Here is a 19,685-nt window from a genome sequence, read left to right on the forward strand (position 1 = left end):
CCATAAAAGAGAGGGATGCAAAAAATGATAAAATTACTACGGTCAAAAGCGACACTTATTGCATTCTTCTCTGGGGTTATTGGTGTTTTGTTAATTTTATGGGCTTGGAAACTTCCTCCCTTTGTTAGTACTATACAAATGACCGATAATGCTTCCATTAAGGGGAATGTGATCTTGGTGAGTTCACGGACCTCTGGAGTGATTTCACGGATTTATGTGCAAGATTATCAACGCGTTGAAAAGGGAATGCTGCTCTTTGAACTCGATGATTCTCTCTTTCGTCAACAGCTTGCAAGAGCACAGGCTGTTCTGGATGCAAAAAATGCAAAACTTGAAAGTATCGCCTTTCAGGATAAGCTTTTGCAAGGAGAAATTAATACAGTAGAAGCAGAATTGGCGCGGTCGCGTGCGTTCTCTAATGTTCTTTCTGAACACAAGAAGCTCGGTTTTGGGGATGCTGCAAATTCCGTTTCTCGTCCTCTTTCCCAATTATTGGCTGCACTTGAAACAAAACGGCAATTGCAAAAACAATTAGATCTTGAACGGAAAAATTTAGAGTCAGAGGTCACAGAAGCAAAAGTTGGTGTTGAATTGGCTAAGCTCAATTTGGAGCATACGAAGATTTTATCTCCTAGAACAGGAACCGTTGGATTGGTTGGTGCACGGGTAGGACAATATGTTTTTCCTGGTACGCAATTGGTGTCGGTCATTTCTAATGATGTTTGGGTTATCGCCAATTATAAGGAAACACAGCTTTCTCAAATGCGTGTGGGACAGCCGGTTATTTTCTCTGTTGATGCATTGGATAATAAAAAATTAACAGGGCGGGTGGTTCGTTTCGCTCCTGCGACAGGTTCGGAATTTTCCCTCTTAAAAACAGATACAACAATTGGAAATTTCATTAAAATTGCGCAACGTATTTCGGTACGTATTGCTTTAGATCCTGGACAAGAGGGGATTGAAAAACTCATTCCTGGAATGTCCGTCGTCACCTATGTAGATACTTCACAACGCGCTTCTGGAGGCTAAGATTTTGGGCTTTTTGACTTTGATTTTTATTCCCTTTAATTATAGTAAATGGGTATTCACTTTAGAAGATTTTGTTTGGTATGTTATGATTCATCTCTTTAAATTCTTATATGCTGTACTGTAAAATATTGTCCTTTAGGATCTTTAGAGGAATCTTAAAGGCAGTGTTTTTTGCATCAACCCTGTGCAGAAATGTAAAGTTGAAGAGAAGATGTAAAGACTGAATTTGCCTTATGTGTTTATGAAGTAAATTAACTCAGGGGTGTGTGGAATCCACGAGGAGAAGCCAATTGTCCATCAGATTGATATTAAAATATTCTCATCTTTTAGAATGGGAGGGAGGTCTGGGAGGTCTATTTTAGACAAAATGATGATGGTGTTTTGTCACGTTTTGTTAAAGCTATAGAAAAATGCCCGACTCAAAGAAGCATTAAAGGGCTGGGGCGATCATTAAGAGGTTGGACGGGCATTAAAAGGTTGGTTGTTGATTGCGTTGTTAATTTTTACGTTTTAGCAAGAAGCTTGCTAAAATGATGCTTGCAGCTAATGCAATGGTTTTTTTAGGATTTTCTTTAGCTTTTTTCTTCCATTGTGTAGCGTGTTTATTAAGATGGTAAAGTGCATGCTGGACTTTTTGTTTCCATGTGTCAAGCATATCAGAGATGGTCTCAAAGCTGCTGTTATTGGAATGCCATGGGCTTATGGAGCTTAGTTCGTTTTTTAATTGTGCAATAGGCTTTTTAATTTTAGCATTTTTGGAATGGGTTGAAAATAGACACATCTGTTAACTCCTTCATATTTTATAATGTTTTGCGATAGTTGAAATGATATTCAGGGTTTTTGTATAATGGCTTGAGGAAAGAAAGGTTGCATTGATTGCTTTGCTTGTTGGCATGTAAGAGCAGACGAAAATTTTATCACAATGAGGCATTTTCTTTTATTCCTTTTTAAAATTATATTATGACGGGCGTTGCCGAAATGATGATCAAGAGCGCTTTTTTGAAAATTTGAGGATTTGATGAGTACAACCTATTCTTTCTCTAAACCTCTTGAGCGCCGCCGGTCTGTTGCGGTTGCAGTTGGCGATGTGGTGGTTGGTGGTTTGAGCCCGATCGTTGTGCAGTCAATGACAAATACTGATACTGCTGATGTTGATGCAACGGTTGCGCAAGTTGCTGCTCTTTGGCAAGCAGGTTCGCAATTGGTGCGGATTACCGTTGATCGTGACGAAGCTGCTGCTGCTGTACCAAAAATACGAGAACGTTTGGAGCGGTTGGGCTTGTTTGTACCATTGGTGGGGGACTTTCATTATATTGGTCACAAGCTCTTATCAGATCATCCTTCTTGTGCTGAGGCGCTTGCAAAATATCGCATTAATCCTGGAAATGTTGGTTTTGGTGCGAAAAAGGATAGGCAATTTGCCGAAATTATTAAAATTGCCTGTCGGTATCAAAAACCTATTCGCATTGGGGTGAATTGGGGTTCTCTTGATAATGTATTATTGACACACCTTATGGATAAAAATGCACAACAGCAAAATCCCTTATCTGTTGTTGAGGTTATGCGGGAAACTGTTGTTCAGTCGGCCTTGCATTCAGCTGCTTTTGCTGAAGAGTTGGGCTTGGGACGTGATCGCATTATTCTTTCTGCTAAGGTGAGTGATGTTCAAGATCTCATTGCTGTTTACTGCTCTTTAGCAGAGCGTTGTGATTATGCACTCCATTTGGGATTGACTGAAGCAGGGATGGGAACAAAGGGGGTGGTAGCTTCTTCCGTGGCTTTGGGAATTTTGTTACAGCAAGGAATTGGCGATACCATCCGTATTTCATTAACACCTGAACCTGGTGGAGATCGAACACGAGAAGTGAGGGTGGGGCAAGAACTCTTGCAAGTGATGGGGTTTCGGCAATTTTTGCCCGTTGTGGCCGCTTGTCCTGGATGTGGTCGTACAACTTCCACAGTATTTCAGCAATTGGCACAAAAAATTGAAGCGGATTTATACAAAAATATGCCCCTCTGGCGTGAAAAATATCCTGGAGTTGAAAGTTTAAAGGTTGCAGTGATGGGATGTATTGTCAATGGACCAGGAGAATCAAAACATGCGGATATTGGAATTTCATTACCTGGAATGGGGGAAAGTCCAGCGGCACCTGTTTTTATTGAAGGACAAAAGGTAAAGACTTTGCGTGGCAATCATATTGCTGAGGAATTTGAATCTCTTTTAAGTGACTATATTCATAAACGCTTTGGAAAAGAGTGAAACCAAACCGCTACTTATCATTGGCATTCCATTGATTTATTATGAGAATTCCTCGTTTTTCATGTTTGGATTATAACGCCGAATAGACGAAAATTGTCTTATCTTGAATCCTTAAAATCACTTGCTTGCACGCCATAAACGGAGTTTTTGTGGGAGATAAAACACTGAAAAAGAGGTAAAATGCTCTTCATGGTCTCTCTTCATGCAAGGGGTGCTGTAACATTGAGCACTAGAAAATGGAATGATGGTGGTAGCTTGTTTCTTCACAATGGTCAGATGGTGATGGACAATGGTTTTACGGTTTAGAAAGCTTTGGTTATAGCATTCGTGGGCGCTATCGTGAGATGGGCTTTTGTACCTTGAAAAATGTTTCTTAAGAAAAATGCGTGCATTGATACAGAGAAAAGCTTTTATTTTGCAAATCCTTCTGCGGGGGAGCTGTTGGTAAAATAGGGAGCTGTTAATTTTTGCGCGTTGCACTAAAATGCGCTGCTTGTTGGAGTGGTTTTGCTTTTTCACCAAATGGGTGTAACAGTGATTCTGCTTTAGCAATCAGTTCGTCTCGTTTTTTTTGCGTTTCTTGGATGCCGTAAAGACGAACAAATGTCGCTTTTTTGGCTGTCTCATCTTTACCAGCAGTTTTGCCTAAAACTTCACTGTTGGCAGTCACATCCAGAAGATCATCCGTCAACTGAAAGGCTAAACCAAGATATGTTCCAAAAGCAGCAAGTTTTTCCGTTAATTTTTGAGGAGCATTGCCGATGATTGCTCCTGCTTGGCATGCAAAACTTATAAGCGTAGCTGTTTTCATGCGTTGGAGAGTTATAATATTGCGGCTCTCTTGCGGTGTTTTTTCTGCTTCAAGGTCAAGCATTTGGCCGCCTATCATACCACCAAGCCCTGCGGATTGCGCAAGAGCTGTGATCAGTTTTATTCGGGTTGCAAAAGAGAGTGCAAAAGCGTGACGAGCGATGATTTCAAAGGCAAATGTCAAAAGAGCATTGCCCGCTAGGATTGCTGTTGCTTCATCGAATGCTTTGTGGACGGTGGGTTGTCCACGACGAAGTGTGTCGTTATCCATGGCGGGGAGGTCATCATGAATGAGTGAGTAACAGTGTATACATTCTAAGGCGCAGGCTACATCAAGAGAGTGTTCAGGGGGGATATCAAAAAGTACTCCACTTTGAATGACCAAAAAAGGACGTAAGCGTTTTCCACCATTCAAGACACCATAGCGCATAGCTTTGAGGAGAATCTCAGGGCGGGCAATTTCACCATTTTGAACTTGATCATTTAACAGTATGTCAAGCCGATTTTCAACGCTGCGGCCATGTTGTGCAAGAAGGGTGGTAAATTCATGCATTCTTGCTTCCTTTATTTTTGCAAACTGAGAGAAAAAGAGAAAAGTGTCATTTTTTTTCTTCTTTTAAACAATCTGCATCGTTTTTTTATTAAAAATCAATTTCTTTTTTGACCTTTAAAACATACTGTATGCGAGCGCTGTCTTAAAGCCAAATAAAAAATAAAGTGAAAATCTCATTAAAAGCTTTTCATCAAAGTATAAAATGGTCAGTTTTGAGCATAACTTTATCATTTGTGTATCTTTTTTAATGAAGCTGCGGTCATTTTGACATTGCCTCTTCTTTCTTATCAGTGTATAAGTCTGCTAGATTTTCTGATGTTATGGATAAAGGCTCTGTCATTTTGACATTGCCTCTTCTTTTTAGTGGATTTGGAGTGTCTCTTTATGGCTGTACCTAAACGAAAAACCTCTCCCTCAAAGCGGGGTATGCGCCGTTCGGCTGATGCCCTTAAGGCGCCAACTTATATCGAGGATAAAAATTCTGGTGAATTGCGTCGTCCTCATCATATCGATTTGAAGACTGGGATGTATCGTGGGCGTCAGGTTTTATCCGCTAAAGATTGAGATTCTTCTCTCTATTAGTGGTGAGGTTTATTTGATTCCGCAAGTAAGTTATATGCATGAGCAGAGGGGTGCTGTTCAATAATTCTTTTCAATGAGAATTTGAAAAGAAAGGTTTTTCTTTTTGTCACGCGGTGAGTTTTTATGGGCTCTTTGTTTTCTGAAGTAATCATTTGAAGCGTTATGCGTGTGTTTTTTTAAATCCGTATATTGCGGGACCGTTAAAAGCTTTCTTCTTAGAAAGTTTATTTTTAGCATCGGATAAATGACTTGAAGGATTCTCGTGCGCTATGGTATATGCTGAGAGAGTGTGGTGAAAGCAGCTCTCGAGGAAATAAACTTTAGGTGAGTATTTTCCTCAATGACACATATGCATTTAAAGTTCTAAAAGAACAATCAAAATATAAATTTTATCATGAGATATAAGGCTATGATACCAATTGTATCATACTCATTCCACCATCATCTTTCCGCTTATGAAGGTGCAAGCCGGCACCATCATACTATTTACCGGCACCCAATGTTGCGACAGCCCTTGCATTAAGCGATTCATTAAAGGCATTTTACTCCTTTCTTCTCTCTTTTTTATCCATACGATAATCCCGCTTGTGACGTGCAAGGGGATGATTTTGATTGATTCAATATAAGCAGGTTTGAAATGAGAGAATTTTAGGATATTTGGGACTCTCATTCAACATGCAAAACAGTGAATTATCATTATAAATCAATGTCTTGTCCACTACCAACAAAGTGTTGAATGACAACACATAGATTTCTAACTCCTTGTGTCACGAAAAATATATAAATCATAAAATAAAACCAGCAGAACGCTGGTTTTGTTGTGATAAAAATATCTCAGTTCAATCATTATGCAGCATAAACATTACCGTTTGCATTTGTTTCATTTCTTTCAGCTTTAAATTCACGCTTTGGTTTGTTTGAAAGATGCATCTCTATAAGATTGATGGCCTCTGTTTCAGAAAGATTATTAATAACAGCTATTTCACGTGCCATCCGCTCAAGTGCAGCGGTATAGAGTTGACGCTCAGAATAAGATTGTTCAGGCTGCACGTTCGAGCGAAAAAGATCACGCACCACTTCAGCGATACAAAGAAGATCTCCCGAATTGATTTTTGCATCATATTCTTGTGCGCGGCGCGACCACATGGTTCGTTTAACACGTGCTTTTCCATGTAAAATTTTTAAGGCGCGTTCAACGGAATCACCGGCGGATAGTTTGCGCATTCCAACGGAAATGGCTTTAGCGATGGGTACTTTGACATCCATTTTATCTTTTGCAAAATGAATGACAAAGAGTTTTAATTTATGTCCTGCAACTTCCTGATCTTCAATCGCGATAATTTGCCCTACTCCATGGCTAGGGTAGACGATATATTCAGAGGTTGCAAATCCTTTAGCATTGGAGGATGTTCCGTGCTGGGATGCCATATTTTAGTTTACTCCCTTTATAACCAATAAATGTACCGGAAAACAGGCTATAAACCTGAGGGTTGAGCGCTCTTTAACCAAGTATACTATACTAATTGAATGAGCATAAAAGCTGAGTACTTTTAAATCCAACAAAAATACATCGCTTTATAACAATAAAGCAAAAAACAATACTTAGAAAGATGATCATATTAAAACAACATTAACACCAAACTTTAAAAGAATCAATCATTTCACTTAAGAATTTTTCTTTTTAAAAAGAATGTTCTCAACTTTTTGAAGGAGCATGAGAGGGCTGATAGAATTATTCACCGCTTCCTGGATTTTCTGAAAAATACTTTTCTAATTTATTGGTAACGCCATCCATTTCTTTTGCTTGTGGAAGAGGATCTTTTCGGGCGGTTAAGTTTGGCCATTTGTTCGCATAATGAAGATTAAGCTCTAACCATTTCTCTAGACCTGGTTCGGTATCAGGTTTAATAGCTTCCGCTGGGCATTCTGGTTCGCAAACACCGCAATCGATACATTCATCGGGATGAATGACAAGCATATTTTCACCTTCATAAAAACAATCAACAGGGCAAACTTCAACACAATCTGTGTATTTGCAATGAATGCAGTTGTCGGTTACTACATAAGCCAAGATCGAACTCCATCTTTTTTAATGATCTTTGGAAGAAACTGTATGGGGGTCTTTATCCTTTGTGAGTTGATCGCGTAGCGCAGCTAATTTTGCAAAAGGAGAATCAGGATTAGGGCGTTTTTCTTTTTGAAAGGATTTATGATTGGTACGTTTGGTAAACGGTTTATGAGACTTATAAGAGTGTTTTTCCTGTGATATGGCTGCTTGCGGAGCGGTTTCATTGGCGTTTTCTCCTTTTTTGAAAGCCCTTTTCGGTTTGTTTTTTCCTCTGTGCCCCGATTTATCACGGTTTTTGTGTGCAGAGTGGTGAAATTGAGGGTGATAACGCCACAATAAAATAACTTTTTCTTCTGTTGTAACGCGTTTTTGTTTGGCAAAATCACCAACAGGTTCAGCTGCCGGTAAGCAATTTGTGGTACCTTGCTGTGTTTTAACACACGGAGACAAAGTTTCTTTCTCTCCTACGGTTTTTGAGACTTTCATTGTTTGCCATTGATCGCCAACACATTCTGCTGCTGGAATATGTTGTGCATGCATATTTGTATGAGTAGAGCTTTGTTGCGTAAGAAGATGTTGTTCAAGAACAATACTGCTTATGGGGTGAGATTGATAGCCAAGCCCTTTAAGAATTTCTTCCATATCGGTTCCATTGGCTCCAAGAATGGACATCATTGCGGATGTGACAAAAAAACTTTTTCCATCATAGGCACCATCGGGCTTTGGTTTATGCTCTTGTTTCCAATGAAGTGTGGGGCGGATCAGGTTGGCAAGGCGTTCTAAAATATCAATGCGTACAGCACGTTTTCCTAAGATTCGATAACCGGCTAATTGATAAAATTGGCGATTATAGGTAGGATCAACAGCTAGTGAAGTTCGTCCAGCAGCCAACGCGGAAAAAATTTCACCCATACCTGTTTGATCATGCCCCTCATTTTGAAGGTTCCACAACAGTGTAATTGCTTGGACTGGTGCTGGTTTAAGCATTGCTGCAATATAGATGTGAAAAGCGCCAAAACGAACCCCAAGTTGCCGCAGAACTGCACGCGATTCTTGGTCAAGATTTTTGACAACGGTGGCAACTTCTTGACGCGGTAATATTCCTAAAGCCTTGACAAGTTGTAAGGCAAGACTGCTTGTTGAATCCGTCAAGCTATCACTATTGCGCAAATCAAACAGGGGCTTTAAAGCCGTTTCAAAATGAAAAGCAACAAAACGCTCTAACCGTTTTATCACATTATCTCGAGCTTCTCCCATTAATTGCGTATCTGCTAAAACGATAAGTTTGGGTTTTAAAAAATCTTCCGTTGCAACAAGTTGCCCTACAGGTTGGCCAATCCAGCGCACAATTCCATCAGAACTAAGTGTAAAATCTCCATTAGCACAAGCACAAAAACGCGCTGCACGTTTGGAAAAAGCAAGAACCAAATCTTCATTATCGGCTACATTTTGTCTCTCAGTGGTTTGATCGGTCTGGTTTTTGTTAGCATAAAAACGAAAACCTTCAAACTTACCATTTCCATGTTTTTCAATAAGAATATCATCCTGAAGAATATCATTTTGTGGAACAATCTTGTTATCCATGATCAATTTCTTTCTCAGTGCAACACACTGGTAAAAAGCTTATTCTCTACAATTCTATCATTGTGTTGCTCCTTTAACACGTTTGTTACGTTTGCTTCAATCATTCTTGTCGTTTTTTGATGCTTTAATTTGAGCTCTTTCCTTTTCATTCATGTTTCATTCATTCGGTATGCTTTATAGGCATCACACCTGTTGGTTGTATTGCCATGCTGTAAGCGTAAAATGACTTCTTCATGAAAAAGGCAAGATCAGTCGAAATGTAAACAAAATAGTAATTGGTTCGGTTGAGCCTTTTATTTAAGGAATGTTGTTTTTGTACACGCGCGCATTTCTTATGAGAGGCATAAAGCAGAGCGTCTTTTGTTGATGAATCGCTGTCTTTTAACAAGAAGTTTTACAATTACCGTAAAAAACAATTGCGATTATAAATTTACACGCTAAAGTAGTAGGAAATGAAAGCAAACAACTTTTGCGTTCTTTTAAGAAAGAATAATGATGTCGTTGCCAAATCAATTTTGATATTTTTAATCGCAAGGGGTTATTATGAGTAATCTTTCAAATGCTGTTTATAAAAGCAGCAAAAATTATAGCGACGCTGACAAAAGCTTGGGACGTAATATGATGCGTTCTGCTATGCAGGCACCTTATCTTGAACGAGAAAAAGAACATGATTTGGCCCTGCGATGGAAAGACAAGCGCGATGATGAAGCTATGCATCAAATTGCAGCAGCGCATATGCGTTTGGTGATTGCGATTGCTAATCGTTTTAAACGTTTCAAAATGCCATTGGGGGATCTGGTGCAAGAGGGATATGTGGGTTTGCTAGAAGCTGCTGCGCGTTTCGAGCCTGATCGGGAGGTGCGATTTTCAACTTATGCAACATGGTGGATACGCGCTTCTATTCAAGATTATATTTTACGCAATTGGTCTATTGTGCGAGGAGGAACAAGTTCTTCGCAAAAAGCACTTTTCTTCAATCTTCGACGTTTGCGGGCCAAATTGGTACAGGATGATAGTGCTCTTTCAAAACAAGATATCTTTCGCACAATTGCTGAAAAACTCGGCGTTTCAGTCCGCGATGTTGAGACCATGGATTTTCGTTTTTCTAGTGCTGATAATTCTTTAAGTGTTTCTGTTTCTGAAAACAGCGATAATCCTATTGCTAAAATGGATGCTCTTGTGGATGATAGTCCTCTTCCTGATGCGTTAATTGAGCAAGCGATTGATGGTCAACGGCGCACACAATGGCTTTATGATGCATTGCAAATTCTCAATGAACGCGAGCTTGAAATTATTCGTTTCCGTCGCTTGAATGAAGAGGGAGCTACCTTAGAAGTTTTGGGTGAAAAGTTGGGAATCTCAAAAGAGCGGGTGCGCCAAATTGAAGCACGAGCTTTGCAAAAGTTACGCTCCGCTTTGCTTACCGTCAATCCAGCAGATGCTTATGATGTGTAAACACTTGAGAGTCTCTCAAAAAACTCTGGATTGGGTATAGGACATTGGAGGAAGAAAAGTGCACATGTGAGGCTAGTTTTAAAGGTTAAGTAGATTGCTATAGAAGATGCCTCACTGCGCCAAGGGATAAGAGGGGGGGAGGAGGGAATCAAGAGTACAGAAAGTTATGAAGAAAACTGAAACTATTGGGTAACAATTTTAACGTTTGAACCTCTCTGTAAAGTTTGCGTTGGAGAGAGGGCATTGAGAATACGAAAGAATTGTTCTTTATTTGCTGTATTGTGCATTTGATTTGCAAGGTTTGCAACAGTTTCTCCCTGTTTAACGCGTACAATACGAATTCTTAAGGGTTTCAACTTTTTTAACTGTGATGAGGAAAGGAAATGAAAACTTCGTACTGTTTTTTCAGAAACCTCTTTAAAGTTTTGAGAATTATGCGGAGCAGCTGTCAAAAAACGAAATATGTGATTGTTAAGGAGAATGACAGTTACATCAAATTGCCACTTTTCATTGGCTGCACGGGCACGAGCTCCAGAAAGTCCGTGAAGGATAATTGGTTGGACAGACGATTCATCTAGTCCTGCAACCCATCCGCTTTTCAAGTAATCACACGCAGACATTTCAATGGGACGCGGTACAGCGTCAAAACGAATGGCAATTTTATCTGGTCCACTTGCCCAAGCTGTCTGCACTGAATTTTCTATTATAAAATTGTTGGGAACAGAAAAAGTGATGCGCAATTGCGGATGAATAAATTGGTTTCCACGTACAAAGCCCGTATGAAAACTACCTCCAAAAATCATGCCATCAAGGCTTTCCAAAAAAGAATCACGTTTCCTGTTACCCATCAGAAAAGAAGCACCATCAGTATTGCTCGTAGAAACCGTACTGATTTTACGTGCTTTTTCTGTCGCAAGACGAATCCGTTGTGGAGTGCTTGGATGGGTTGCTAGAAAATCTAAGGAGGCGTTTCTCGCGCCTGCGGTATTACGAAAAACTCTATATGCTTCCATTGTTTGGAGAAAACGCGGGGAAGCAAAGGGATCATATCCTGCTTGTTTGAGCATATCGAGTGCAAGTGAATCGGCTTGTAATTCCTGATTGCGTGAAAATTGCGCAATTTGTTGCTGGTTTTCAATAGGCGTTTTCTTTTCTACGTGAGAGAAAAGCCGTGGTGACGTGTGATTTGCTTTCTTCAATTCGGCTGCTTTTTGTAGGCGTAAAATACCATGTTTTGCGGTAATATGGGCTATTTCATGGGCTAAAATGGCTGCAACTTCTGAAGAATCATTGGCTAATGCCAGCATACCACGTGTGATGTAAATAAAGCCTCCTGGGAGCGCAAAGGCATTGACACTTTCAGAGTTTAAAATTGTTACAGAATAGTTTTGCTGAGAATTGTGTGACACAGCTGTGAGTTTGCGCACAATCTTTGCTAATAAGCGATCAAGTTTTGCATCATAATAGGCTCCGCCATAGAGTTGCAAAATACGCGGGTGTTGTATCGTGCTTAATGTGACATAAATATTGTTGTTGCTGGTACGTTTGATCGTTTCAGAAGAATCTAAAGAAGAAAGCGTATCGTTTTTGGAAAGATGCGTATGACAAGCAGAAAGGAGAAGCATGAAGCTTAGGAGAGTCGCTTTATACATTTTGCTGCGAAAAGAAAAAGCGCGTTGAAGAATGGAGTGTCGAAAGATCTGGTGTCTTTGACTCTTTTGCCTCTTGTTTTCTGCGTGTATTGTGACGACGTTCATTGGTATCTTTAGTATGTGTTATTTTACAATAAAGAAGCTTTTGAAAAGGATTCTTTTGCCTATATCACGGTTATTGTCTATAAAAAACGGCTATTTTTATAATAAAGGCAAACAGTACGAAAGGCAGAGTATGGCATGACGACATTTACGATATTGTTAAATGGAGATGTTTGTGTCACCGATCGTTTGCGCAATCAAATTCGCAACAGTCGTGTGATTGCTGCTGATGGGGGAATGCGTCATGCTGCAGCGCTGGATGTGATGCCTGAGTTGTGGTTGGGGGATTTTGATTCCTCTAATCAGGCTTTAAGAGACAAATATCGTCATGTTCCCTGTGAGTTTTTTTCCTCTGATAAAGATATGACGGATTGTGCTTTGGCATGTGAGAGAGCTCTGCAAAATGGTGCTCAAAGGCTTATTTTGTGTGGGGCTTTGGGGGGAGGAAGGAGTGATCATAGTCTTTCGCATATGACACAAGCTGTGATGATGGAAGAAAAAGGCATTTCAGTCTTATTGACCAGTGGTCTTGAAGAAGGATGGCCGCTGTTGCCAAAGCCTTTTTCAGGTGATTTGCCTGAGGGGTGCTTGTTTAGTATTATCGGTTTTTCTGACTTACAAAAATTAACACTCTCAGGCGTGAAGTGGCCACTTTGTAATAAAAATGTGTCTTTTGGATCATCTTTAACACTTTCTAACCGTGTTTGTGGAACCTTTTCTTGCTATTTAGGTTCTGGAAAAGCTATATTGTTAGTGTCTGTACCTATTCCATGAAGCTCTTCCGGTAATTTGAATAAGGCAGAGGGGGGCATAGTGAGGAAGTGCCGGCATAAAATATATTTATGTATTGATCTTGATAAGGAAAGGTTTTTTATATGTTGAAATCAATTTTGAAAGTAGCAGTTGTTTCTGCCATTGGTATAAGTACGGTGGCATGTACGACAACTGATGAAAGAGTCGCACGTTATGGTGTTGGGGGAGCAGCAATAGGTGCCTTGGCAGGAACAGCAATTGCTGGAAGCACGCCGGGTGCAGCATTGACCGGAGCAGCATTTGGTGCACTTGCCGGGACAGTAACGGGGGCTGCTGCCAATCAGAAAAGACAACAAAGACAGATGGCTGCTCAGCAGTCAACGCTGTGCGAATATCGTGATTATAGAGGACAAATTTACCAAGCACCTTGTTCTCAAAGAGTCCGCATGCCCCATAAATCCCATGCACCGCGTTTGTGCGTTTATCATGATGGAAAAGGGGTGATGTATAAGGCGCCTTGTCGTCATCATCGTCACGGGCGTTAATGGTGGTGCCGCTGCTGCGGCTTGACCGCATTTTCCTAACTTTTGGAACAACTCCCTTGCTTGACCAAGCTTGCTTATCGGTTGAGCAAGGGGCGCGTATCGCGCTGGTTGGCCGTAATGGTTGTGGAAAATCAACTCTGTTAAAAATTGCCGCTGGTATGAAAGAGCCCAATGGTGGTGAAATTTTTCGCCACCCTCGGGTTACTGTCCGTTATGTTTCGCAAAACCCTGATTGTTTAGGCTTTGAAGATGTTCATACTTTTCTGGAAGATGGTTTGGACAATATACCTGATAGACAGTGGGTAAACACTCTTCGCACAAATCTTGGTTTTTCAGGAACTGAAAAATTAGCGACGCTTTCTGGTGGTGAAAAGCGGCGCGTGTCCCTGTTACGCGCTCTTGCAGCAAAACCGGATATTTTGCTCTTAGATGAACCAACCAACCATCTTGATCTTCCAACCATTGAATGGCTTGAAGGCGCTTTAAGTGCTTTGCCTTCAGCGATTGTAGTGATTTCCCATGATAGGCGCTTTTTAGAAAATGTGACACGTTCAACCATTTGGCTTGATCGGGGGATGACAAAAAGACTGGAAATGCGTTTTTCGCAGTTTGAGAATTGGCGTGATAAGGCACTTGAAGAAGAAGCGCAAGAGCAACATAAATTGGCACGCCAAATTGTGCGTGAAGAACAGTGGTTGCGCTATGGCGTAACAGCACGGCGTAAACGTAATGTGCGTCGTTTGGGGATGTTGAAAGAACTGAGGCAGCAACATCAAACCTATAAGGGGCAACCAGGAAATGCTCTTTTGACAGCTGCGAAAAGCCATCATTCCGGTCAATTGGTACTTGAAGCAAAGCGAATTGCAAAATCCTATGGTGATCGCGTTATTGTGAAAGATTTCTCTTTGCGCATTCAACGGGGGGATCGAATCGGTTTGATTGGTCCCAATGGTATTGGAAAGACAACATTGCTTTCTGCTCTAATCGGTAAGGAGGCGGTGGATAGTGGTACGGTAAAGCATGGATATAACCTTTCCATGGCACTGCTTGATCAACAGCGTACTGTAAATGAAGAAGAAACATTAGCGCAGTATCTGACCGGTGGGAGGGGCGATACTCTTTTGATCAATGGGCAAGAACGCCATGTTGTTTCTTACATGAAAGATTTTTTGTTTTTACCCGAACAAGCACGGACACCAATAAAAGAATTTTCAGGTGGAGAAAGAGCGCGCCTCATGCTTGCGCGCCTTCTTTCACGTCCAGCAAACTTTTTGATTCTTGATGAACCAACCAATGATTTGGATATGGAAACATTAGATTTGTTGCAAGAGTTTATTGCCGATTTTGCTGGAACAGTATTGCTTGTTAGTCATGACAGAGATTTTTTAGATCGAACTGTAACACATATGTTGGCCCCTCAAGGGGATGGTCATTGGATTTTATATGCCGGCGGCTATAGTGATATGATAGCACAAAACAAGCAAGCTGCACTGTTAGAGCGCAAAGATAAAGATAAGGAATTACAGCGTAAAGTGTTGTCAAATCCTCATGCGCGGGGGCAGGAAAAACAGGTTTCGTCAAAAAATCATGGCTTTGAAGAGCGGGAGAAAACAACGCCACGCAAATTGTCTTATAAGCAGGTTTATGCACTGGAAAAATTACCGGAACAAATCGCTGTTTTGCAAAAGGAAATCAAAAAAATTGAACAAGAGCTTTCCGATCCAGCACTCTATTGCAATGATAAAGAGCGTTTCGAGCGTTTATCAACAGCGCTAGAAGAGAAGAAAAATGCTTGCACGCAAAAAGAAGAAGAATGGTTGAAACTTGAATTGTTGCGTGAAGACATTGAGTGTGTGAAATCATAAAACGCTACAGCGTTATTTCTCTCAAGAAGATTGTTATCAATTTGGCTGCGTGTTTTTCTTTCACGGTGTGTTTGTTTTTTGCATCATTCTTTATGAGATGGATGTATGGATTAGAGAAAAATTTTCTGTGCCAAAGAGAAGAATGGCTGGAGTTTGAATTTTTACGTGAGGATACGAAAAGAGAGTGAATGTGCCTACAAAGTGAAAAAGAAAAGTTTTTTGAATTTTAAAAACTCCATGGTAGCACATTTAAATCTGGTAAAAATGAACATCCGTAAAATACCTCAATGCTTTATTCTAATTTTTGGGCGACTTTATACGATTCATTTATACGCGAAGTAAGAATATGGTCTCTCCATTTGCCAGAAATCGTGAGATAATCTTTCGCATATCCTTCTTTTTCAAAACCAAGACGCTTCAATAAAATTCCACTTTTGGTGTTTTCCGGTCTATAGTTTGCCATCACTCTATGTAGATGAATAACATCAAAGATATGAAATATCAGAGCAGATAAAGCTTCAAACATGAGGCCTTTGCCTTGTTGCTTTTCATCTAGAGAAAAGCTAAGATGACAGGCTTGAAAAACACCACGTACAACATTTGTAAAATTAACAACGGCGATGATTGCGCTTTTATTTTTCAATCGTACGGCATATCAGTATGCTTGGTCTTGTTCACTTTCATAAGCAAACGCATTTGCTCGTGCTTTCCAAGCTGTTAGGGTGTGATAATCATCAGATTTTAGTGGTTCGAAAGGGCGGAGAAAGTCCGCATTGCGCAGGTAATAGGACGACAATTCATCAGCATCATCCTCATTGATTAATGTGGAAATTGTTCGTTTTGTTTTAATTGCCATGGTCTTCTGTTTATATTTTCCATTCGATTTGTGAATGAAGAGATTTTATGCTTGTCAACACTTATGAAGGTACAAGCCGTCCCCGTCATATTCTTTACCATCCACCAATGTTGCAACAGCGCTTGGTCTTTAGACGATTCATTAAAGGTATTTTTGTTCCTTTCTTTTCTATTTTTTATCCACACAATAATCTCGCTTGCGATGTGCAAGGGGATAGTTTTGATTGATTCAACATAAAACAGGTTTGAAATGAGAGAATCTTAGGATATTCGGGTCTCTCATTCAACATGCAAAATAGTAAATTATCATTATAAATCAATATATTGATACAATCTTCTCTTGCTATTGAGAGGCTTTCTTTTATGCTCGATTTGTTCATTTACGAGAATGTTATACGAATGGGAGTGTCCAAGAGTTGCCCATGTATGTCAATTTGTAAGGCGCAAAATGTTTTGGAATGTGCAATGTTGGTGCTATGTTTCGTCTTTCGAGTTGTAAAAATACTCGATAATAAATGAATTTACACCCATCTGTTTTCTTTATCTCATCACTTAATGGCGATTGAAGTATAAGAATCTTTCTGGGTGTAAGGAACATTGTGCAGTCTTCTACGCCCTCGATTTTATGCTCTTGATTTTTGATGCTCTCTTAAAAATTTATGCCGAAATTGCGATTCATGCTAGAATTGTTTGATGTTTTGCAGATATTCTCCTCATAAGTTGTAAAAATTGCTAAAATTTCTGGCTAAAATTTATAATTATTCGTTTTTTCTATTTTCTCTTCATTTCATTTTTATTTTGAAAAAAGATTTCATGCTCTCTATGGTATTCATTTACCCTACAGGCATTCTACAGAATCGGATGAATTCTTCCTCCATTTATTCATAGGCTTCACGTTTACGCAATACGTGATAGCGCTGCCAAGAAAAGGAAAACTCTTGTGCGCAAAAAGAAGAATGGTTGGAATTTAAACTTTTCCGTGAAAAGAAACGCTTTAACGTTAACTCATACCAAGCGCATTTTTGTAAAGCTGGATGACTGCTTCTTCTTCCATTCGTTCATGCTCTTCTTTTTTACGTAATCTGATAATGCTGCGAACAGCTTTACTATCAAAACCAGAGCCTTTAAGTTCAGTATAAACGTCTTTAATATCGTCAGAAATGGTTTTTTTCTCTTCTTCTAACCGCTCAATACGTTCGATAAAAGCACGTAATTGGTTTACGGATATAGCATGTGTTTGGTCGGTCACTGTATTATTCATTGCATTTTTCTCCATACTTTATTTAAACTGTTTTTCGATGATAAATTTGGTTGGGAAAGCTTGAAAAACAAAAAGTGACTCAAGCTGTATAGTTTTTTTACAAATTGATTTTAAATATTTTGTAAAATTTAAAATAGGGGTTTTAATAAAAAGGCTATAAGAGCTAGAGAAAAATAAAAATATATCTCTACACACTTGAAAGGTTCTTGAAAAAGAGAAAAAAAGGAATGTATGTTTTGTCTTAAGGGCTTACGTCATATAAGTGGTTTGGTGATTTCTCAAAAACAGCAAAGGATATTTTGTAAAAGACTGAGGAGTAAAAGATTGAGGGTTTTTCTTTTGAGTATTCTGCTCTTGTTTTCGTTGAGTGTTTTTGCAAAAGCTGACTTTAGGGTTTGTAATACGACACAACAGTCGGTTGGTGTTGCGCTTGGTTATCGTACGCTTTCCGGATGGGTAAGCGAAGGGTGGTGGACGGTTCCGGTGACAGAGTGTAAAACCTTAATCGAGGGGCCGCTTGCTTCGCGCTTTTATTATTTTTATGCAGAGGGAGCGCAGAAAAGAGGCAGCTGGACAGGCTCTATCACCATGTGTGTGCAAGATAGCCAATTTACCATTCAAGGGGTTCATGATTGTTTTCCCCGTGGCTACCAAAAGGCTGCGTTTAAGGAAATTGATACAGGCAATCAAACCAGTTGGATGGTGCAGTTGACTGAAGAGTCTTTGTTCAATGATTCGGCTATCAATTCTCCCCCTTTTTCAGGAGATTCTCCGCCGTGAAGCGCGCACGTAAAGTAAAAATTATTGCGACTCTTGGACCCGCTTCTTTTTCTCCTTCGATGATTGAAAAGCTTTTTGTGGCGGGGGCGGATGTTTTTCGTCTTAATATGAGCCATACTGACCGTGAAACAATGGCTGACCTGGTGAAGCGTATACGGGAAGTCGAACAAATTGTTCGTCGCCCCATTGGTATTTTAGTAGATCTCCAAGGACCAAAATTGCGTCTTGGCTGTTTTGCTAAGGGGCAAGAGGATTTGCGTGTGGGGCAAAGCTTTACTTTAGATCATCGTGATATCCTTGGTGATGCACAACGTGTTTTTTTCCCGCATGAGGAAGTTTTTGCGGCTGTTAAACCAGGGGAACGGTTATTGATTGACGATGGAAAGCTGGAACTGCGTGCTGAAGTGTGTGATCCGCATTTTATTCAGTGTCGTGTGGTTGCTGGAAACCATATTTCTGATCGAAAGGGGGTTAGTTTTCCCGATACGATTTTGCCCTTTGGTTCTATGACACCAAAGGATAAGGCTGATCTTCAGGCTCTTTTGGAACAACCTGTTGATTGGGTTGCTCTGTCATTTATTCAGCGTCCAGAAGATATTATGGCGGTGCGCCAGTTGACAAAAAACAAAGTGTCTTTAATGGCTAAAATCGAAAAACCTCAAGCCTTGGAGCACATAGAAAAAATTATTGATATTGCTGATGGTATCATGGTTGCACGGGGAGATCTCGGTGTGGAAATGCCCTTAGAAAGGGTTCCTGCTCTTCAGATGGAGTTGATTAAAGCGTGTCGTTTAGCGGGAAAACCTGTTGTGGTAGCAACACAAATGCTCGAATCAATGATCACATCGCCTGTTCCAACGCGTGCAGAAGTGTCTGATGTTGCTACAGCGGTTTATGCGGGAAGTGATGCGGTGATGTTGTCTGCTGAATCGGCTTCTGGGCATTATCCTGAAGAATCAGTGCTTATGATGGACCGTATTGCGCGGCAAATCGAACAAGACCGCACTTACGCTGCTATGGTTGAGGTACAGCATCCTGCACCACAATCAACAGGGACAGATGCGATTTCTCTTGCTGCACGGCAAATTGCTGAAACACTTCAATTAGCTGTGATTGTTGCTTACACGGCTTCAGGCACAACGGGTGTTCGTGCATCACGGGAGCGTCCCAATAGACCCATTATTGCTTTATCCCCTATCGTGGAAACAGCGCGGCGCTTGGCTTTGGTTTGGGGGTTGCATTGTGTGGTGACAGAAGATGCACGAGATTTAGAGGATATGGTAGATCGTGCGGCAGCCATTGCTTTTCAAGAAGGTTTTTGCCAAGGTGGGGATCGTTTTCTTGTGACGGCAGGGGTTCCTCTCGGTACGCCTGGTGCTACAAATTTGTTACGGATTGCCGCTGTTTCTCAAGATGGGAAAAAAGGCATTTGAATATTTGTGCGTAACGCTTTTTTCTTGTTTGGTTCCTCTCTGGCAAAAGCATCTCTGGGCAAAGTTGTTGGATGTGCTTTAACGGTTTAGGTTGAGAG

General features: G+C 40.4%; 17 protein-coding genes and 1 pseudogene. 10 read left to right on the top strand and 8 right to left on the bottom strand.

Annotation, left to right across the window (positions count from 1 at the left end):
- The first annotated feature begins 24 nt into the window (after window positions 1–24).
- Window positions 25–1,029: an HlyD family secretion protein gene (locus NPX99_RS01400; protein WP_269029970.1), complete on the top strand. Its 1,005-nt coding sequence runs from the start codon at window positions 25–27 to the stop codon at window positions 1,027–1,029.
- A 496-nt stretch (window positions 1,030–1,525) separates the two neighbouring features.
- On the opposite strand, the gene NPX99_RS01405 is transcribed toward NPX99_RS01400, so the two are convergent.
- The gene (locus tag NPX99_RS01405; protein ID WP_269029971.1) at window positions 1,526–1,810 is read right to left on the bottom strand and encodes a hypothetical protein; all 285 of its coding nucleotides are present in this window, start codon (window positions 1,808–1,810) and stop codon (window positions 1,526–1,528) included.
- 237 nt (window positions 1,811–2,047) lie between these two features.
- On the opposite strand from NPX99_RS01405, the gene ispG reads away from it, so the two are divergent.
- Entirely contained in the window at window positions 2,048–3,289 is a 1,242-nt protein-coding gene (gene ispG, locus NPX99_RS01410) for a flavodoxin-dependent (E)-4-hydroxy-3-methylbut-2-enyl-diphosphate synthase (RefSeq protein WP_269029972.1), read from the top strand.
- Window positions 3,290–3,749: 460 nt separating this feature from the next.
- Here ispG and NPX99_RS01415 read toward each other — a convergent pair whose 3' ends face one another.
- Window positions 3,750–4,652, bottom strand: a complete 903-nt coding sequence (locus tag NPX99_RS01415) for a polyprenyl synthetase family protein (protein ID WP_269029973.1) — start codon at window positions 4,650–4,652, stop codon at window positions 3,750–3,752.
- Window positions 4,653–5,036: 384 nt separating this feature from the next.
- Here NPX99_RS01415 and rpmF point away from each other — a divergent pair, with 384 nt between their 5' ends.
- Complete coding sequence (gene rpmF, locus NPX99_RS01420) at window positions 5,037–5,216, top strand: 50S ribosomal protein L32 (RefSeq protein WP_269029974.1); 180 nt, start codon at window positions 5,037–5,039, stop codon at window positions 5,214–5,216.
- 864 nt (window positions 5,217–6,080) lie between these two features.
- Here rpmF and NPX99_RS01425 read toward each other — a convergent pair.
- The 3 genes from NPX99_RS01425 to NPX99_RS01435 all read right to left on the bottom strand — a co-directional run bounded on the left by NPX99_RS01425 (window position 6,081) and on the right by NPX99_RS01435 (window position 8,886).
- Window positions 6,081–6,662 carry a CarD family transcriptional regulator gene (locus tag NPX99_RS01425; RefSeq protein ID WP_269029975.1) on the bottom strand — a complete coding sequence of 194 codons (582 nt, stop codon included), beginning with the start codon at window positions 6,660–6,662 and terminating at the stop codon, window positions 6,081–6,083.
- A 304-nt stretch (window positions 6,663–6,966) separates the two neighbouring features.
- Entirely contained in the window at window positions 6,967–7,305 is a 339-nt protein-coding gene (gene fdxA / locus NPX99_RS01430; RefSeq protein WP_269029976.1) for a ferredoxin FdxA, read from the bottom strand.
- 18 nt (window positions 7,306–7,323) lie between these two features.
- A complete protein-coding gene (locus NPX99_RS01435) occupies window positions 7,324–8,886 on the bottom strand; it encodes a hypothetical protein (protein ID WP_269029977.1) in 1,563 nt (520 codons plus the stop codon).
- A 543-nt stretch (window positions 8,887–9,429) separates the two neighbouring features.
- Between NPX99_RS01435 and NPX99_RS01440 the strand changes: the two genes are divergently transcribed.
- Window positions 9,430–10,341: an RNA polymerase factor sigma-32 gene (locus tag NPX99_RS01440; RefSeq protein WP_269029978.1), complete on the top strand. Its 912-nt coding sequence runs from the start codon at window positions 9,430–9,432 to the stop codon at window positions 10,339–10,341.
- 182 nt (window positions 10,342–10,523) lie between these two features.
- Here the strand turns inward: NPX99_RS01440 and NPX99_RS01445 are convergent, their stop codons facing one another.
- Window positions 10,524–12,098, bottom strand: a complete 1,575-nt coding sequence (locus tag NPX99_RS01445) for a M48 family metalloprotease (RefSeq protein WP_269029979.1) — start codon at window positions 12,096–12,098, stop codon at window positions 10,524–10,526.
- A gap of 135 nt (window positions 12,099–12,233) precedes the next feature.
- Between NPX99_RS01445 and NPX99_RS01450 the strand changes: the two genes are divergently transcribed.
- The 3 genes from NPX99_RS01450 (at window position 12,234) to NPX99_RS01460 (ending at window position 15,258) form a co-directional block, all read left to right on the top strand.
- Entirely contained in the window at window positions 12,234–12,869 is a 636-nt protein-coding gene (locus NPX99_RS01450; protein ID WP_269029980.1) for a thiamine diphosphokinase, read from the top strand.
- A 101-nt stretch (window positions 12,870–12,970) separates the two neighbouring features.
- On the top strand, window positions 12,971–13,393 hold the full coding sequence (locus NPX99_RS01455; protein ID WP_269029981.1) for a hypothetical protein: 423 nt from the start codon (window positions 12,971–12,973) through the stop codon (window positions 13,391–13,393).
- Window positions 13,393–15,258 (top strand): ABC-F family ATP-binding cassette domain-containing protein, encoded by a 1,866-nt coding sequence (locus NPX99_RS01460; protein ID WP_269030032.1) that lies wholly within the window; start codon window positions 13,393–13,395, stop codon window positions 15,256–15,258. The genes NPX99_RS01455 and NPX99_RS01460 overlap by 1 nt, the downstream gene beginning before the upstream one ends.
- Before the next feature lie 292 nt (window positions 15,259–15,550).
- Here NPX99_RS01460 and rimJ read toward each other — a convergent pair.
- A pseudogene (gene rimJ, locus NPX99_RS01465) lies at window positions 15,551–16,114 on the bottom strand (ribosomal protein S5-alanine N-acetyltransferase).
- A gap of 47 nt (window positions 16,115–16,161) precedes the next feature.
- Between rimJ and NPX99_RS01470 the strand changes: the two are divergent.
- The gene (locus NPX99_RS01470; RefSeq protein WP_269029982.1) at window positions 16,162–16,341 is read left to right on the top strand and encodes a hypothetical protein; all 180 of its coding nucleotides are present in this window, start codon (window positions 16,162–16,164) and stop codon (window positions 16,339–16,341) included.
- A 772-nt stretch (window positions 16,342–17,113) separates the two neighbouring features.
- Here the strand turns inward: NPX99_RS01470 and NPX99_RS01475 are convergent.
- A complete protein-coding gene (locus tag NPX99_RS01475) occupies window positions 17,114–17,374 on the bottom strand; it encodes a DUF2312 domain-containing protein (RefSeq protein WP_004862771.1) in 261 nt (86 codons plus the stop codon).
- 231 nt (window positions 17,375–17,605) lie between these two features.
- Here NPX99_RS01475 and NPX99_RS01480 point away from each other — a divergent pair, with 231 nt between their 5' ends.
- Together NPX99_RS01480 and pyk are read left to right on the top strand one after the other, a co-directional pair.
- Window positions 17,606–18,154, top strand: coding sequence for a DUF1036 domain-containing protein (locus tag NPX99_RS01480; RefSeq protein ID WP_269029983.1), 549 nt, complete (start codon window positions 17,606–17,608; stop codon window positions 18,152–18,154).
- A complete protein-coding gene (pyk, locus tag NPX99_RS01485; RefSeq protein ID WP_269029984.1) occupies window positions 18,151–19,587 on the top strand; it encodes a pyruvate kinase in 1,437 nt (478 codons plus the stop codon). The genes NPX99_RS01480 and pyk overlap by 4 nt, the downstream gene beginning before the upstream one ends.
- The last annotated feature ends 98 nt before the right edge of the window (window positions 19,588–19,685 follow it).

Origin of the sequence: Bartonella sp. 220B, assembly GCF_026930205.1 — a bacterium.
Lineage (GTDB): Bacteria > Pseudomonadota > Alphaproteobacteria > Rhizobiales > Rhizobiaceae > Bartonella.